Source organism: Flavobacterium hungaricum (assembly GCF_015182285.1).
Lineage (GTDB): Bacteria > Bacteroidota > Bacteroidia > Flavobacteriales > Flavobacteriaceae > Flavobacterium > Flavobacterium hungaricum.
In genome coordinates, this window is record NZ_PRDM01000004.1 from 106939 (window position 1) to 124764 (window position 17826).

At 36.1% G+C, this 17826-nt stretch carries 9 protein-coding genes; all 9 read right to left on the minus strand.

The window, feature by feature from the left end; translation table 11 throughout:
- Nucleotides 1-41: 41 nt before the first annotated feature.
- The 9 genes from C4F50_RS16695 to C4F50_RS16735 all read right to left on the minus strand — a co-directional run bounded on the left by C4F50_RS16695 (nucleotide 42) and on the right by C4F50_RS16735 (nucleotide 17807).
- A complete protein-coding gene (locus C4F50_RS16695; RefSeq protein WP_194139793.1) occupies nucleotides 42-4628 on the minus strand; it encodes a molybdopterin cofactor-binding domain-containing protein in 4587 nt (1528 codons plus the stop codon).
- Between the two features lie 505 nt (nucleotides 4629-5133).
- Nucleotides 5134-6279: a pYEATS domain-containing protein gene (locus tag C4F50_RS16700; protein ID WP_194139794.1), complete on the minus strand. Its 1146-nt coding sequence runs from the start codon at nucleotides 6277-6279 to the stop codon at nucleotides 5134-5136.
- An 86-nt stretch (nucleotides 6280-6365) separates the two neighbouring features.
- The gene (locus tag C4F50_RS16705; RefSeq protein ID WP_194139795.1) at nucleotides 6366-7106 is read right to left on the minus strand and encodes a hypothetical protein; all 741 of its coding nucleotides are present in this window, start codon (nucleotides 7104-7106) and stop codon (nucleotides 6366-6368) included.
- Nucleotides 7107-7200: 94 nt separating this feature from the next.
- The gene (locus C4F50_RS16710; protein ID WP_194139796.1) at nucleotides 7201-8760 is read right to left on the minus strand and encodes an SGNH/GDSL hydrolase family protein; all 1560 of its coding nucleotides are present in this window, start codon (nucleotides 8758-8760) and stop codon (nucleotides 7201-7203) included.
- A gap of 550 nt (nucleotides 8761-9310) precedes the next feature.
- On the minus strand, nucleotides 9311-9865 hold the full coding sequence (locus C4F50_RS16715) for a porin family protein (protein ID WP_194139797.1): 555 nt from the start codon (nucleotides 9863-9865) through the stop codon (nucleotides 9311-9313).
- A gap of 88 nt (nucleotides 9866-9953) precedes the next feature.
- On the minus strand, nucleotides 9954-11108 hold the full coding sequence (locus C4F50_RS16720) for a helix-turn-helix domain-containing protein (protein WP_194139798.1): 1155 nt from the start codon (nucleotides 11106-11108) through the stop codon (nucleotides 9954-9956).
- Nucleotides 11109-11381: 273 nt separating this feature from the next.
- Nucleotides 11382-12875, minus strand: coding sequence for a RagB/SusD family nutrient uptake outer membrane protein (locus tag C4F50_RS16725; protein ID WP_194139799.1), 1494 nt, complete (start codon nucleotides 12873-12875; stop codon nucleotides 11382-11384).
- A gap of 12 nt (nucleotides 12876-12887) precedes the next feature.
- Nucleotides 12888-15896 carry a SusC/RagA family TonB-linked outer membrane protein gene (locus tag C4F50_RS16730; RefSeq protein ID WP_194139800.1) on the minus strand — a complete coding sequence of 1003 codons (3009 nt, stop codon included), beginning with the start codon at nucleotides 15894-15896 and terminating at the stop codon, nucleotides 12888-12890.
- Between the two features lie 729 nt (nucleotides 15897-16625).
- Nucleotides 16626-17807: an MFS transporter gene (locus C4F50_RS16735; protein ID WP_194139801.1), complete on the minus strand. Its 1182-nt coding sequence runs from the start codon at nucleotides 17805-17807 to the stop codon at nucleotides 16626-16628.
- Between the last annotated feature and the right edge of the window lie 19 nt (nucleotides 17808-17826).

Sequence of the window (17826 nt, forward strand, 5' to 3'; positions counted from 1 at the left end):
TTTGTTTTATTGTGTTTTTGGTGTGTGTTTGTGTGTTATAGTTATTCTGAGAGATCTTTTAAACTTACCTGACAAGCTCTTCGTACTTCCTGAACTGTTGCCGGGGCATCAAATTGAAACAAATCAGGCAGCTTACGTTCTTTTCTTGATTCGCGTATAGCGTCTTTTATGGCAAAGAAGACACTATTGGCAAGCACTAATGGCGGCTCACCAACTTCTTTGGCAGAAAATATTTGATTAGGATCTGCCGGTATACTGCTTACCGATTGTTCGTCTCTAGGAAAAAGAAACGTATTCATTTCTAATGGGATAGTCGTTACAGCTGGAATTTTATAACGCCAGGTATTGGTTGAATTTAATCGTCCGATATTTGTTCCTTTTGTTTCTGCCACTAATTTCTCAGTCATCAAATAGCCGATACCCTGAACAAAAGCACCTTCTATCTGTCCTATGTCGATCGCTGGATTCATGCTCCATCCCATATCGTAAATAATATCAGAGCTGATGATTTTTACTTCTCCAGTAAGAATATCAACTTCAGTAACTGAACATGCTACAGAGTAAGTAAAACCGACAAACGAATCGACACCTCCGCCAAGTTTCGCATCTTTTACACGTTCTACCCCTGGAATATTAGGCTGGTCTTTTTCTGTTTTAAAAGTCATGGCCGGAATCTGAACCTCACCGCCTTGTATTTTAGCATTAAAAGAAGCAATAAGATTGACTCTTTGTGATGCCGCTAAAGTGATTAGATTTTGCCAAATCATTGGTTTATTTCCTAGATTGGGGTTGATTTTTTGGGCCCAGCCTTTATTTTCTCCTGCACCATAGTTCCAAAAATCTATATTTTTCTGCTTACACCAATCTTCTCCATTTTCTTTCAGCATTTGATAACCAAATTCCATAAGTCTGGCTCGCATTTCTTCACACGTTTGTTTTACTGCTTCGCAAGAATAGGGTGTTCCGGTAGAACCTCCTGTACTTGTAGGATTTGGGGTAATGCTGGTATTTACATTGTCAATAAATATCATTTCCATCGGAATTCCCAACACATAAGCGGCCACCTGTTGTGCCTGAGTAACTAAACCTTGTCCAATCTCAACACCTCCCTGATGAATCACAACAGTTCCGTCACTTGGATTGATGGCTACGATAGCGGCTGACTGCTCTAACGCAAGTAAATTATACCCTGAACCGTATTTTACAGGGAGCATAGAAATACCTCTTTTCACCCATTTGTTTTCTCGGTTAAACTTTTGGACATCATCGTATTTTGTATCAAAATTGGAAACATCTTTGGCATACGACCATACTTGTTTCATATAACAGTAGGTAAGAGCCTGCCCAAAAGGAGTTACATCACCGCGATCATAAAGGTTTTTTTCTCGTAAATCTTCTGGTCTCATACCGATCGAAATAGCAGCATCATCAATGGCATTTTCAACAATGTTTTTGCCTTGTACGTCTCCAAAAGCACGCATTGCGGTACTAGGAGCAGTATTGGTTCGGCATACATCTATTTGACTTTCGAAGTTTTTAATTTTATAAGCGTTGTCTGTACGCAGCTGGACGCAATTTGAAACTATAAAAGAACAATCGTAAAATGCTCCTCCATCTCCCCACATTTTCAATTGAAAACCATGAATGATTCCCTTATTTTCTGGTTTATATTCTCCCGTGTCAACGGCAATTTCGTATTCGCCATAATAGGCATGGCGTTTTCCTATCATTGCAGTATCTTCATCACGAGGTATTGCTAATCTGACAGGGGTTTTGGTTGCTTTTGCCGCAACTGCAGTCGGCCCGGCAACAAAACGAGTTTGTTCTGTTTTACCTCCAAAACCTCCCCCTACTGGCGGCACATTAACTTCGACTTGGTGATGGTATAGTCCTAATGCTGAAGCAACAGTGTCATGCATTCCGCCAGGACTTTGCACAGATGGCTGTACTTTTATACGCCCTTCATCTACAGGAGTTGCAATACAAGCCTGAGGTTCCATATAAAAATGTGCCTGTCCCCCGCAAAGCTGCGAAGAAGTCACCACCGTACACGGAATATTATCTACATTTTCTGTTCTTGTATCTATTTGTTTTTCTCTTATAAGAGTTTTAGGCGCAATTGGCTGGTGATTTTTCACCCAGTCAAATTGACTTCCGGGGCGCGTTATTTTCCAGATATGAGAATTAAATGAAGCAGAAACAGGTGCATCTGGAAAAATACTTCCTTTCTTGATGGCTTCAATTAAATCAATAATCGGCTCATCCCACTCTCCTGTCCAAGGGGCGCCAGGTTTTTCGTAAAAGACACATTCTGTAGAAACGTAGGATGCAATTTTGACAGCATCCTGCTCGCTTGAAGCAAGTATCATCGCAATAGACTGCCCGACATAGCTTACTAATTGTTCTGCAAAAAGCGGCTGGTCATTGCCCATTCCCTGGTAATTACGTCCTCCGTTTTTAATATTTTCATGGGTAATAATATCCGCAAAAGCAGGGTATTTATCTTTTAGATGTGCTTTTAATTCACTAAGCTCTATTTTTTCATTTTTTAAACCAAATGAATAATTCATCAAAGCTTTTTGACTTTGTACAAATGCTCCGTTTAATGTAAGCGGCGGCACAGGAAGCTCATGTGTATAGTGAGTCTGTCCAGATGTTTGATACATCGCCGTGACTTTGATATAGGGCTGCGCTACAGGTGCTTTATAATCTTGGGTCTTGTAATTTTGAACACCGTCGCTCACCGGCCAATTACCCCATTTGTTTTCTGCTGCTGATTTAAGGTTTGCTGGAATATCGATTCCCTTAATTGATAAAGCATTTACAACGGATTTGTAAAAAAAGGAAACTGCCAGCTGTGTACGATATTCTAAAGTAAATCCCTCATTAGGAACTTCTTCCATACGTTCTTCTTGATGGATAAGTTCTTCTAAGACTTCTTTTGCAAGAATTTTTGAAAGTTCATTGACATCTTTTAATGTCAATTCTTTATTTTTCATTGCTTTTTCGGTTTCTGCTGCTCTCCACGGAAAAGGTGCAATACCTCCAAATGTAATTACTGCCGATTTAATAATGCAATTATCATCGATGTTAAAATTGGTTGTGGTATTAACAATACTATGCGCGTTTACTTCACGAAGAGCTACTTTTTGGGCAAATACTATCGCATTGGAATCCTTTAAAGAAATTTCGTAAGAACTCAGAACAATAGTATCGGCAAGTTCCGGGTCTTTTACAACCGCATCGACAAGTTCTTTTGCTGATTTTGTATAGGCTTTAAATTCGCCGTTTTTTTCTAATGAAAAATAATTGATTTTGGTTCCGACGGCGTATAAAGCTGTAAAAAGATCGGAAGGAAATGGTTCGCCCGTACCCTTCGGGATATGTTTTAAGACCAACATAGTATTGCCTCCAATTGTAGCCGCATTACGAACAATGCGCCCCGCAGTTCTTCTGGCCATATAATCTAAAGCTTCCAAAGTTGTACTATCCGATTTGGATATTTTACCAGCAGCATGTTTGGCTTTTTCAATACCTTCAGAAAGCAGTTCAATTAGGCTGGTATAGGTAGTGCTGGCTGCAATTTCAAGATGGTCATCTGTTACTTCATTTTTAGTATTTAACTCTGGGATAAATCGAATGTCAATATAAAAAGTATCCTCTAAGTACTCATTTTTATAAATACCGTAAGAAGTATTGGCATGTACAAGTCGAACGTTTTTATTATTTTTTATAGTTTTTGCAAGTTCTGAAAGTGAAGTTGGAGTTGTCCATCGGCTGGTGGATACTCCAGAAGCAGGATTTTGTGCTGCAGGAGGGAAAGGGATTTCTAGTTTACCTGGAAGCTGCGCTTTACTTACAGGATCAAGTTTACAAGGCATTCTCTTTTTTTCATCAGCAGCGTCCCAGTCAGAAGCAAAAGTTTTCATTCCGGTAAGAATAGATCGGTATCCCGTACAACGGCATAAATTTCCATCAAACGCCTGTTCAATTTCTTTTTTGGTTGCCGCTGGGTTGTTGTGTATAAATTCGGACATGTTCATGACAAATCCCACACTGCAATATCCACACTGACTTCCATTATTTAAGGCGAGCTGATAAGCAACAGGGTTTATTCCTGAATGTGTTTCTTCAGACGGAAAATCTGCAATATCTTCTTTTATTTCTATTTCTGCCGTGCAAGTCCCACTTGGCGCACTATTGGCTATAGCTGCCTTAACAGCGCTGCGTTTTTCATCTGCTTCTTTTTTTGCATCGTATAATACTGGAGATTTATCTTCACCCAGGGGCACACTGCCGCGTGTTGAACTACTTGTTTGCACAAAATGTTTCGGATCAGGTTTACGGGCAGCACCGGTTCCTTCGATTGTAGTGACCGAAAGCCCTCCTATGGCACAGACAGGTCTAAGACAGGAGTTTATAGCCAAATGATTGGCTTTGTTTTCTTTTCCGTCCCATTCAGATAAAATAACGGTACAGCCGCCGCAGCCTCCTTGACCGCAAGGCTTTTTGGGACCAGAAAGCCCCACTTCCGGCGATCTTAAAAAATCAATTAAAAGCAAATCTGGTGAAGGATTTTCTATGGTCGTAGGTTTTCCGTTTAGAAAGAATTTTACAGTATTTTTCATAGCAGTAAGATTTGGATTTTATTTTTTTTAAACTTTTAAAGGATAAAACAGATCGTTATTAAATTCATAGAAACTTTAATCCCTATTAGAGCAAAGCTGCTGCGATTTAAAATTTATTTTTCTTTAAAATTGTATATTCTATAGGGTCATTTAGAGACTTTACGCTCTAGAACTACTACCTCCTTCACACTATAAACATTTGAGCAGTAAACAATAACAAATATAGCATGGTGTTTTTGATCAACACCGAGTAGTAATACCTGTTTTTAAGATTAACCCTATAAAAAAATACTTTTTTGAGAGTAAAAGAGGTAGTCTCTTTCAATTAATACAAGAGAAATCAACTATTTGTCTGTTTCTTTTTGCAGTTTAAAATGTGGTTTTTTGATCTTATAGGCTTGTATTTTACTTTTTTCAGTGGGATTTCTTTTAATGATAATGCAGCTGTTTTGGAAAGAGTATAATAACAATAAAGACACTCCATTAGAATATCTTTATTTGTTTTTTAATGAGTTTTAAAATAATCCGAGACATCTGGTAATTTCGCTAAATTTAATTCCAATTCTGTAGTGCCTCGATCAGCATATGCTCCTATCGTAAAAGAGCCATAGGAAACTAGTTTTAGCTGCGCAATTCCATTTTCAACTGTAACCAAACGGAAAGGCGGCTCTCCAAACGTATCATGTAATGCTACAAGTATAACTTCTCCAGACTGTAATGGTTTATTATCGTTAGTCGATTTAATAGTAATGTTAATTTCAAAAATCCATCTAGAGAATTCAACAACAGCTGCAGACAATTCTCTTTCGTTATTTATGGCTTTTCCGCCCCATTGTCCCTGTTGCGGGTCAATAGGATTAATAACCAATCCTCGTTTCAATTTTTCTTTTGCTTCATTAATCATATTATCAACATATGATTGTATCGTTTCTTCTGATTCGTTTACATCTTCCCTGCTGGCAATTTCTGAACTTGTAATCTGAATATCCTCAATCGGAATTTCTGGTTGATTCACCATTTTTATAAGTTCTTTGGTCACATTGCCTTTTACATTCATTTCATCTTGTAAATCAGTAGCGGCTTCTTTTAATTTTTTATTTTCAATTGTTGTTTCTTCCAATTTTTCATTCACTTTAACTAATTGCTTTTTAAGCATATTGTCATCTGCTATTTTATATTGAGGTGACAGCACAAGTCTCATGTAATTATACCCCATATACAATCCTAAAATGGAGAAATAAACTAAAATGCACATTGCATAAAAATCAACATAACAAGTATCCTTACAATCTTTTTTTACAAACTGCCCTACGCTATTAAGATAATCCGGCACTTTTGTTAAATTTACCAAACCCAGCCCCACAATTATTTTTGTGAGCCATTCCGAAATTTCGACAAGACTATTGTTTAAAGTATAATCGCTCGAATCCGTTTCGTTTCTTTTGGGCATTCCAAACAATGTTCCTGTAAAGAAACCGCAGACCAAAGATGCCATTGCAAGCAGAAGCCCTATAAAAACTAGAGAAAACCCGTTTCCTGTACTTGCCAATGGAAATCCAATAACCACTATTACACCAAGTATTAAACCTATCAAAGAATATTTAAAAATGGAAAGTTCCGTTTCTAATTTTATTTCTGTTTTATCTATCATTTTGTCTTTTTTATTCCACATTACAAATTGAATAAGCACCTCAGGAAAGTCTAAACCGAAGCCTTAAACCTTTCAGAATATCTTTATCATTTACCCAAACATTCTATATAGCCATCTCTTTGAACTGAATTTTGACACCAGGTTGTCATTGGAACAATATAAGAATCTGATCGTCTTCGTTTTGCTTTTGACAACAGTTCTCCCGCCGTATCCCTGTCTCCTGCAAGTACAATGCTGAGATAAAATCCCTGCCGGTAGTAAATAACAGCATTTTGAATTCCGTATTTACTGCTGTAAATCCTGCATTCGTTCTGTGCCAGTTTGAGCGTAGCATCTGTTCCTAATAATACTCCCCACGAATTTGTAGTGTTAACTGCTTTTTGAGCATTTTCTACCAGAACGGCATTAGAAGAAATAGTTTTTTTTACAGATTTTTGAATTAGCTCGGTTTGTTTTTCGATTTCAAAATTTTTCAATTGAACATTTTCTATCTTTTTCTTCAAATCAGGATTGTTTGTTGTTTTTTTTGCTTCATTAAGTACTTTTGATACACTGTCGAGTTGTTTTTGCATAATACCGATAGTAGCCTGAGCTTCTTTTAAAGCAATATCCGATTTTGCAATGCCTTTTTTCCATTTCATTCCAATAATGCTTCCCTCTTCGAATCCTGCTTTAATCATAATATCATTGAATGTTTCTGGAAATAACAACAATGCGAGAAAAATAATAAGTAAAGCAAAATCTCTTAACAAGGCAGCTAAATCTTTTCCTATTGCAACAATATTGGAGAAAAACGATGCTTTATTTTCAGTCTTTTCATTATCCATAATAGTTTCATTTAATAATGTTTGAATTCTATAACAAAAACCACTGCTTTGCTCTCAATACAAATTGGATTAGCATTTAAGAATATTCCACTTTCTAATATTTCTTATGTTCCCAAGAATCTTCAATTCTTTTGTAGATCCATTCTTTAAAATTAGCGTTGTCGTAAATCTCCCCCAGCAGTCCAATTGGATTACTGTACAAGGTATCACTTTCAAAAACAGCTTTCCAATCAATTGCGGCTTCAGGAAATCCAGAAAAAGACCCTGCTTTTTTCATTACTTTAAGAAATTCGTAAGCAATGAGACCGTGTCCTATAGCAGTTGGATGCACTCCGTCAAGACTAAAAAGACCTCCCGATTTGATTTCTTTTTTACGGGTAACACCGTAATAACGCGAATCAACTCTAGGGTGGCAGAACTCGAAATAAGAAGGATATTCATACGGCGGATTATTATTATTTCTTTTAAGAGCCATTTGATTAAGAGCCGTCGCAATATCCACCAAATAGAACTTTGGTTTTCCTACTCTCTCATTAGCTTCTGCAACAATTTCTTGTATAATTCTGTTGTACATTCTTATGCAGTTGTCTATGTGTAAAATATCTCTTTGATTGAGGTGTTTCAACGTTATATCAAAGGTGTCTTCAAAAAGAAAATAAGGATAATATTTACCATAAGAAACAGGTTCTTTAGTTCTCCCACCCAATTGGCCGACACCCATTGGTGCAGGATTTGCAGCATCAACAATCCACTCTGTTACTTCTATCATGGTTCTGCCGTAAGACTCTACGGCTTTGATAAGAGGGCAAATTGTGACAAGCGGAATAGTCGCAACAAAAACTTTATAATCCTTTTTATCGGGATTACTTTCCATAATTTTTATTACTTGGTCCATCATATATTGGTATTCGACCCTAAAATCTTCTGGATGCCATAAGTTCCAATCGTTCTCTTTACGTTCTTTATAACTTACCTTATCGGGTCCTTTTAAAAAAGCTGTCCCGTCTGGAGATGTTTGTTTTATTTTCAAATTTGTTACCGTTCCTAACGCATTATTTGCGCCAAGCCATAAAATAACATTTTCTACTCCCTCGTTTTTGTGATGCTGCTGCAGCCAGTCTAACTGCGTGTAATTTTTATATTTACTGGGATTATCAGCATTTCCTGATCCTAAAACTTTAAATGCAGTTCTATGAAGGGCTTCATTAACAACACCAAAAAAATTATCGCCATTATCATTCGATTTTTTAATATATTCTTCGCATAATCCTGGTGTTAACTGCCACGAATTAGAAATATCAAAACCTCTTACTGAGACATTATGATAGGCATTTTTCCCTAAACTTTTGCTGAGACAGCCGTCTCCTCTCTCATAATAATCTTCTACCTCATCTAAGTAAGAATTAATAATAGCTGTTGCTTTGATCCATTCAAAAGGTCCCGAAATATTGGTATCCAGTCGACGTTCCAAACGACGGAAAACCGTTTCGAGATCTAAAGGAAGTCCTCCTTTTGACCATTCTGGAAAACAATAATTTTGCGCTTCTAAAATTTTTGCAAGCAGTGTTGAGTAACATTGGTCTGTTTTTGCTGCTGCTCCTGACATAAATCCCTGGGATATACTGTCACCAATTGTAAATAGTTTTACTGACATGTCTAAATATTTTTATTTTATTAATAATAATTTTAAACGGTAGAATTGCGGGCACCTTTAGAAAAACTGCGTTCTGAATTTGATCTGTAAATTGTTTGGGCATCACAAAAACAATTCGTTTGAACTTGATTCGAAAATGCAATGAAAAAGTGCAAATTGGCTCGGAAATTAAATCTGAAAGGAGTGTAGAGAAGTTTGGTTTTAATAAAAATGCGCCGAATAGCGGCTTTAGTACTAAAAAAATCAATTTACTATAAGTCAACTTGAGTTTTAAAGTAAATACATACAAATATACATTTTATAAAAATCACAATATCAGGTAATTATACTTGTTTTATTTGTTTTTAAAAAAATATTTTTATACGTACAAATTAGATTTATCCTGATCCACAAGTTCCGGAGGATTTATTTCGAAACAGATTTAATGGATTCGTTACAACCAAGACACGAATTTACAAGGATTTTAATTATACGTAAATCCTTGTAAATCCGCGTTTTTGGGAAGGCAGATTTTTAACCGCCTCAAATTAAAAATCGATGAATTTAAGTTTTAGAAAAAGAAGTAACCAACAGAGAATTGAAATACTCCGTTTTTATTTTTAAAAGAAGAACCTTCCAAATTATTAATATCTGTTAACCCCAGATTGTACCTTAGACCAAAATTAAGTCCGTTTTCAAATTTGTAACCCAATCCAAAATTAACGCCGAAATCAAAAGTATTAAACGAGTCTTTTACATTAATCTTTTCATTTTTAGCAGAAAGTAAAAAGCCTATTTGCGGTCCGGCTTCAACACTAAATCCTTTTGTTACATAATATTTCCCCACTAAAGGAACGTTTAGATAATTTAAGGCAACTACATCATCACCAAAACTATATCCTTGACGAGAATACATTATTTCGGGTTGGAAAGAAAATTTTTCGGATAGTGGGATTTCCGATAAAACACCAAAATTGTATGATGTTACATAATCAATATTTTCGGTATTGTCTCCGCTGACAGTTGCAAAGTTTAAACCTCCTTTGACACCAAATTTAATTTCTTGGGCATTGCCATTTACAAACCCTAAAACTGTAAAAACAGCTAGTACTAAAAATTTTTTCATAAAATGTGATTTGAATTATTTGAATGCAAAATTCACATAAGAGAAATTGGCAAAGGTTTCAAAAGCTTAAAAATGTACAAAATGGCACCTATTTACTCGTATTTTTATACTCGTTCGGTGTCTGACCGGTAACTTTTTTAAAGGCTTTGTAAAAAGTTGTTTTTGAAGTAAACCCAGATTCTAATCCCATCGCCAGAAGATTGTAGTTTTCGTATTCAGAATCTGAGATCATTTCCTTGAAAGCTTCAACCCGATAGCTGTTTATGTAATTGGCAAAGTTGTCTCCTGTTACGGTGTTTACAATTTGTGAAACATAACCGGCACTTATGCCCAGTTTTTCTGCCACTTTTTCTCGGCTTAATGTACTGTCTGTATAAATGTGCTGTTCTTTGCAGAGAAGTTCTAGTTTTTGGAAATAAAGATTATCTGCCGTAATCGATTCTCTGTATTCTTCCGAGATACTATTTTCTTCTGTTAGGCTGTTTTCTATAATTTGCAGACCGGCAGTTGAAACAGCTGCATCGCTGTTGAGAAAATTATAGATGGCATCTTTGTTTTTGGCAAGCTTGTATTTGTAAATGCCTATATAAGCTGTCCAGTGCATTACAAATGTTGCCGCTAAAGCCAGCCCGCTCATGGTAGAAGAAATGTCTGAATGATAAAACAAACCAGACAAATAGGTCGTGAGCCAGACAAATAACAACAAATACATAATCGTTAATAAGGTGATGACCCATTTTTTCTCTTGGGGATCTTTTAAATACCTTATCATGAAATAAGAGTAAAAAGGGAGAACGATGATGATGATAACAGCCAGTAAAAGCTGTATTACCTGAAGTATATTGATTAGATACAAGAAGGACTCAGGGATTTTATAAATTCCTGCTACATAATCTAGATAGAGTGTGATATTAAGAGTACTGGCATAGGTAAATGGAATGTAATACAAATACGTATTTTGCCTTTTTTTTACCGCATCATTTATGCGGTTTATAATAAACAGAAATGTGAAAACAGGCAATAGAAATATCCAATCGATAACGTCTATAAAACGTAATAACGGATAGGTTTTAAATACATGTTCTAATTCAAAAACATAGTTTAGCAAAATAATGGAAAGTGCAAATAGTAAGTATGCTAAATATTTGTTTGAATTGCTATTGAATAAGGAAGATTTTAAAATTATGATGCCCAAGATTATTCCCTGAAAAACTGCAATATTTAAAAGTGTGGTATAAATCAATTTTTTAAGATAAAAGTTGTTTTAAGATATCATGGGAATCAATCATTCTTTAAATTTATTTTATAAGAATTGACAAAACGAATTTATAGCAATACGGATAACTTTTTTAACGGATTAAGAAATGATTAACTAAAAGAATCGTTAATTTTTTAAAAAAAACTTCTGTTTCTCCCATCAAAACACAACCGATATAAAATAATAAACAGCGCCTGTTATGGCGCTGTTTATCGAAAACTAACTTACTTAACTCAACTTAAACTTTCCTTTTAATTCTTAATACCCAGGATTATTATCACTCGGTTTTATATTAGGATTTGAAGAAGTTTCTCTATTCGGGATAGGCCATAATTCGCTTTTTCCAGCGGTAAAACCTGTTCCCTGCAGTTCGGTTCCTGCAATCCCCCATCTTATAATATCATCAAAACGAGATTGCTCACCAGCTAATTCCACTTTACGTTCGTGAACAATTGCGGCAAAAACAGCCTCTTTTGTCGGAGCAATATTGGTTGTTAGATTGGCTCTGTCCCTAACTTGTTTAATATAGGCAATCGCTGCTGTCTGCGAACCTCCGTCTCTTTGGTTTTCACATTCCGCTTTCATCAGCAATACATCAGCATAACGCATCACTTTGAAGTTAATGCTTGATCGCAGGGCTTCATCTTCTCTTATGTAATAGTTTTGGTATTTTTTCCATCCCGCTCTTCTAATACCTGCAGAAGTAGTAAAATTACTGGCAACCATTACCTTTTTCCCCTCTAAGTAAGGAGAGCCTGGCAGATAAAAAGTATCTCCAAAACGGTTATCACCTGTTTCATAAGAATCCAACAAATCATCAGACGGATATACGTTGTACCAGCTTAAGTTTCCATATTCCTGTCCTCTTAAAGTCGCCTCTTCAAAACCAGTTCCGCCACTGTCACCTTGAGAACCCCATTGATCACCAGTTCCATTTTTTGCGTCAAACTCAATCTCAAAAATCGATTCTTTACCATGCTCCGTTTCTTCCATAAAGTTGTTATAAAAACTGCCTTTATCTTCAAGACTGAATCCGGTAACATTATTAAAAGCGGTAAGAGCCTGATCATATTTCTTTTGATACAATAAAACTTTACCCAAATAAGCATAAGCGGCCTCCTTTGTCGCTCTTCCTGCTGTTTCTACCCCTCTTGCCAAAAGATTTTGAGAAGCAAATACAAGATCTTCTTCAATCAAAGCATATACTTCTGCCTTTGGACTTCTTGCATTACCAATTATATTGTTTGTTTTGTAAATTGGTAAATCACCAAAACGTTTTACCAATAAAAAATAATAATAGGCTCTTAAAAAATGCGCTTCGCCCAAAAACTTGTTTTTTTGTTCTTGCGGCAAAACCAACTCTGTCAAAGCATTGATTTTAGCTTCATTATCCAGCACAAAGTTAGCTCTCGAAATTCCGATGTAGCACGATTCCCAATAATATTGAATGATATCGTTACCTGCATTAAAAGAAAAATCCTGAAAAGGTTTTTTATTTCCTTCTAATTGCGGATTCCCCAAAGTTTCCTGGCTCATAAGATCCATTGCAAAAGAAAAATTTCTTCCATAAAGTCCTCTTGTCTGCAAATTAGCGTAAGAAGCATTTACTGCTGATTGTACCTGATCTTTTGTTTTAAAGAAGGTATCAGGAGATAAGGTGTTCGGATTACTTAATTCTAATTCGCTCGTGTCACATGAAGTTAAAGCTAAAACTCCCGACAATACTGTAAGTATATATTTTATTTTTCTCATCATCATTATAAATTAAAATGTAACATCAAGTCCAAAAATGATAGATTTTGGCTGCGGATATCTTCCTAAATCAATACCAGCAGAATTGGCATTTGCATCTGCACGTGCAATTTCAGGATCCAAACCAGTGTATTTTGTAATTGTGATAAGATTTTGACCGCTTAGATAAAATCTTACTTTAGAAAAATAGGTTTTAAAGGCATCGCCAGACAGTGTATATCCTATTGCAATATTTTTTAATCTGGTATAAGAACCGTCTTCAATGTAACGCTGGTTTGCCGAAGACCAGTTTATATCTGCTCCTTGTGCTCTCGGCAATGAAGCTGATGGATTGGTAACGGTACCATTTACGACAACTGCTCGATCCAGAACATCAGTACTGGCATTAAACAAACGATTCATTCCTTGTAAGTCAAAAGTGTTTGCGTTGTATATATCATTTCCTTGAACTCCAGATATAAAACAATTAAAATCGAAATTTTTATAAGCGGCATTCAGATTTAAACCATAAGTAAAATCAGGATAAGGATTCCCAATATTAGTTTTGTCTCCAGAGTTAATAATCTTATTGCCGTCACGGTCTATAATTCTGATATCCCCTGGTTTTACAGCAGTCTGTCCAGGTCCAAAAACAGCATCAACCTCTGCTTGGTTTTGATAAATTCCGTTCGTTTGATATCCGTAGAAATAAAATAAGGGCTGTCCTACTTCCAGTCTTGAGAAGTTTTCTAAACCAGCTCTTGGAACCGGCCCGCCTAAAACACTCGTTACGCCTGGGGCTAAACTTACTACTTCATTTTTACTTGTTCCTAAATTTGCAACGGCAGACCAGGTAAAATCTCCTTTTCTGTCGTTATACCCTAATGATATTTCATAACCGCTTACTTTTACATCTGCAATGTTCTGAATCTGAGTACCGCCGCCCGCAGATCCAACAGAAGCAGGAAGAGGCACTGCAAAAAGAATATCACTGCTTTTGTTATTGAAATACTCAAAAGAACCTGTTATTCTTTCCTCCAAAAAGCCAAAATCCACACCTATATTTCGATCCAGTTTAGACTCCCATTTCAAATTAGGATTTGCAGCAACTCCAAGCGAAACACCAGGTGCATTTGCGCCACCAATCGGATAATTATAGTTTGCAATTAAAGTAGAACTGTATTGATAATTCTCAATTCTGTCATTTCCTGTTGTTCCTGTACTAGCTCTAAGTTTTAAGGTGCTGAAAACAGAATTTTCCATAAAACTTTCTTTGGCTATATTCCAGCCTAAAGCAACCGAATAGAAATTACCCCAGCGGTTATTCGATCCAAAACGAGATGATGCATCTCGGCGCCCTGAAACAGCAAGCAGATATTTGTCATTGTAATCGTAATTAATACGCACGATGTAACCAATGTTTTTTTCTTCATAATTGGCAGATCCCAAGTTACCTTCATTGTAACGCAGCTGATCAATTTCATCAGAAATATTATAACGGCTTCCCGCAACTAAGCTTTGCGATTTTCCATCAATTTTAGTAATAACTCCCAGTACTTCAAGATTATGTTTACCTGCAATTGTAGTTTTATAATTTAAACTATTATCAAAAACAATGGTCTGGCCTTGAGAATTTGTTTCGGCAGTGGTAGAAAATGCTTGTTTGTGATAAGAACCATCCTGATAGCTGGGAACAAAAGTGTGGTCTTTACTTGTAAAGTAATCTAATGACACCTGCGATCTAAATTTTAAGCCTTTTAAAATTTCTAATTCAGCATAGATGTTTCCGATTAGAGACAAATTATTAATTTTCTGATACCCCAAATTGGCTACACGAACCGGATTTTCTGCATCATTACCGTCAACAGCACTTGGACCTTGGTAACCGCCTAAATTTTCTTCATTATAAACAGGAAAGTACGGTGCCATCTTAATAGCGTGCTCCAATAATGTTCTTCCTCCGGCACTGCGCTCTGGATTAATTGTACTGAACGAAACGCCAATATTACTTCCGACTTTAAGTTTGCCAATGTCTTGAGTATTATTTGCTCTAAACGAATAACGTTCAAAACCAGTATTGATAACCGCACCGACTTGTTTTAAATATTCCGCAGAATAACGGCTTGTAGATTTCTCAGTTCCGCTGGAAAAACTTAGGTTGTAATCCTGCATTAAGCCGGTTTGAAAAATCTGATCCTGCCAGTTCGTACTTGTATTTCCAAATTCTGCAGCTCTCGCCGTTAAATCACTCCCAAGATCTTTTGCATACTGAAGATATTGCTGTGTATTTAAAACACTGTATCTTTTTGTAATTTCCTGTCCGCCGATATAGGTTCCAAATGTCAGCTGGCCCGCGCCTTTCTTACCTTTTTTTGTCGTCACCACAATAACACCATTAAAAGCTTTTGATCCGTATAAAGCCGTTGTCGAAGCGTCTTTTAAAACAGATATGCTTTCAATATCATTAGGACTCAGACCAGAAAGATTACTCGTCAATACACCATCAATTACATACAAAGGTGCACTATTTCCCATCGTAGCCAGACCACGAATAGTCACAGTAGGATTTGATCCCGGCGCCCCATTAACAACAGTAACCCCCGCAGCACGACCTTGTAAAGCCGATTCGGCATTTGTAATAGGAACAGCAGCAATGTCTTTTGAGCTGACGGTAGAAATAGCTCCCGTTACTTTGGTTCTTTTTTGAGTTCCGTACGCGACTACCACTTCACTTAAATTTTGGGTAGAAAGTACTAGAGTAACATTGATTGAACTTCTTTGTCCAGGTGTAATAGTCTGCGAAATCAAGCCTACATAAGAAAAAGTAATCTTATCTGTCGGATTTACACCTTTTAAAGAATACTTACCATCAAAATCTGTAGAAGCACTATTTTGTGTTCCTTCTACATTAATACTCGCACCAGGCAGGGGAAATCCCGACGGATCGGTAACAACACCCTGAATTGTTTTTGACTGGGCGATTAAATGCTGGCTGCCGGTTATCAGCAGCCCAATGAGTGCAATTTTAATTTTTAACATCATACTAGTGGTTTTGTGTTTGGTTTAAATAGTTTGTTTGATAACAACAAATATAGAAAAACAAACAAAAAAGCAATCGGTTGTTTTAGATATTTTTTAAACTATCAATAAAAATTAATTAAAATAAAAGTATTTAATTTAATAAAAAGAATAATTAATTACGAATTAATCAACGCAACAATGTTTTATAGTAAAAAACTTAGTTTATTAATAGTCATTTTGACCATTTGCTAAAAATTAAATAATATGTTATATTTTTTAATTTTTTGAGTAAAATCTTATTTGAAGTTGTAAAAAATAAGTTTTTAACTACTAAAAATAAATGATGAGGATTCGAAATGAAGTTTTACTTACACCGATCAGAAAAAAGTTTTTTTTATTGCTGACTAAAATCAAAATACAATCGGTTGTTAACTTTGTTTTCGCAAGGTTTTTTACAGAATTTTATCACCGAAATAAGGCAGTAAAATATTTTAGATAATTTGATGGGTAAAATTCTAAATCTTCCACATTGACAGGAGTATTTATCTAAAAACAAAAAAACAACACAGGCAGGTATAATGGAAATAAACTGCACAAAGACGAAATTGGGTTACTACCCAGCAGCTGGACAATAACCCATTTTCGATGCAAAATATTTATATTTTCATGATTTATTCCACAGCCAAGTCTATAAAATTTCTGCCGTGAAAATCATTTTTTTGTGATTCCTAGAAAAGGAAAACATTTAGCTTACGATACTTTCTGTTTCGAATACTTTCTTTTCCAATATAAAAGATAGGCAATCCCTAGAATCAACACCAAAATGTCTATTTTCATTATCTGAGGAATCCTCATAATTTGATCGCTATAATAACTTCCCCCAAGTAACGCGCCTAATCCAATTCCCACTTCCATAGAAATATACATGGTTGCAATTGCTTTTCCTCGATGTGCAGGATCACTTAAATCAATAGTCCACGCATTGATGGCCGGCGATAAAATACCCGCTCCCATTCCATAAAGTGACGCTCCTGCTAAAAGTATCGTTATACTTTCTCCAATACTAATTACTAAAAGAGCAGCCGCAATTACAATCATTCCCGCAAGTATAACGTTTACACGCCCGTGTCTGTCCGAAACCTTTCCGGCACCAAATCTCACCATAACTGAGGCAATGGTAAAAGCAGTAAAAAACACGCCTTTATTTTCTGCACCAAGATGTTCACTCCAGTCGGGAATCAAAGTCAAAACCAAACCATAAGCCGTATAAGAGAAAAAAGTTATGATTCCTGCAGGAAGTGCACCAATATCTATAATATCTTTTCGACTGATTAAAAACATCGATTTCTGGAGTTTTTCTTTTTCAACCAAAGTCTCTTTCATGTTCATCACAATTACAATTGATAAAAAAGCAAGAAACGACGAACTATAAAACATAATATCAATTCCGTAAGCATTAACCACCATACCACCCAATGCAGGTCCTAAAGCGCCGCCAATACTAAAACACAATCCGTGCATACCAAGCCCTTCTCCCCAACGTTCCCTCGGAATAATATCAGCTACATAAGCAGAGGTTGCAGTAGGCTTAAATCCTGTGGAAAAACCATGAACGAGACGTAAAAAAAGAAATCCTGCAACTGAACTTAATATTGGATATAAAAACCCGCAAATAAGACAGACCACAGATCCTACAGCCATTACAGGAACGCGTCCCCATTTATCGGTAAGTTTACCGCTAAACGGGCGCGAAATTGCCGCGGTAAGAGTAAACAGCGAAATAATGAATCCTTTATACTCCGCGCCTCCTAAACTGCTTAAATAGTTCGGAAGCTCTGGAATTATCATATTAAAGCTTGACGAGAATAAAAGCGAACTCAAACAAAGCAAAATAAATTGCAGTGTATAAATAGATTTTGATTTTTGTGACATTCTCCGACTGTTTGATAAA

Coding starts and splice junctions, on each gene's coding strand:
- C4F50_RS16735 (WP_194139801.1), bottom strand. CDS start 17,807: ATGTCACAAAAATCAAAATCTATTTATACACTGCAATTTATTTTGCTT.
- C4F50_RS16710 (WP_194139796.1), bottom strand. CDS start 8,760: ATGTCAGTAAAACTATTTACAATTGGTGACAGTATATCCCAGGGATTT.
- C4F50_RS16695 (WP_194139793.1), bottom strand. CDS start 4,628: ATGAAAAATACTGTAAAATTCTTTCTAAACGGAAAACCTACGACCATA.
- C4F50_RS16715 (WP_194139797.1), bottom strand. CDS start 9,865: ATGAAAAAATTTTTAGTACTAGCTGTTTTTACAGTTTTAGGGTTTGTA.
- C4F50_RS16730 (WP_194139800.1), bottom strand. CDS start 15,896: ATGATGTTAAAAATTAAAATTGCACTCATTGGGCTGCTGATAACCGGC.
- C4F50_RS16700 (WP_194139794.1), bottom strand. CDS start 6,279: ATGATAGATAAAACAGAAATAAAATTAGAAACGGAACTTTCCATTTTT.
- C4F50_RS16725 (WP_194139799.1), bottom strand. CDS start 12,875: ATGAGAAAAATAAAATATATACTTACAGTATTGTCGGGAGTTTTAGCT.
- C4F50_RS16705 (WP_194139795.1), bottom strand. CDS start 7,106: ATGGATAATGAAAAGACTGAAAATAAAGCATCGTTTTTCTCCAATATT.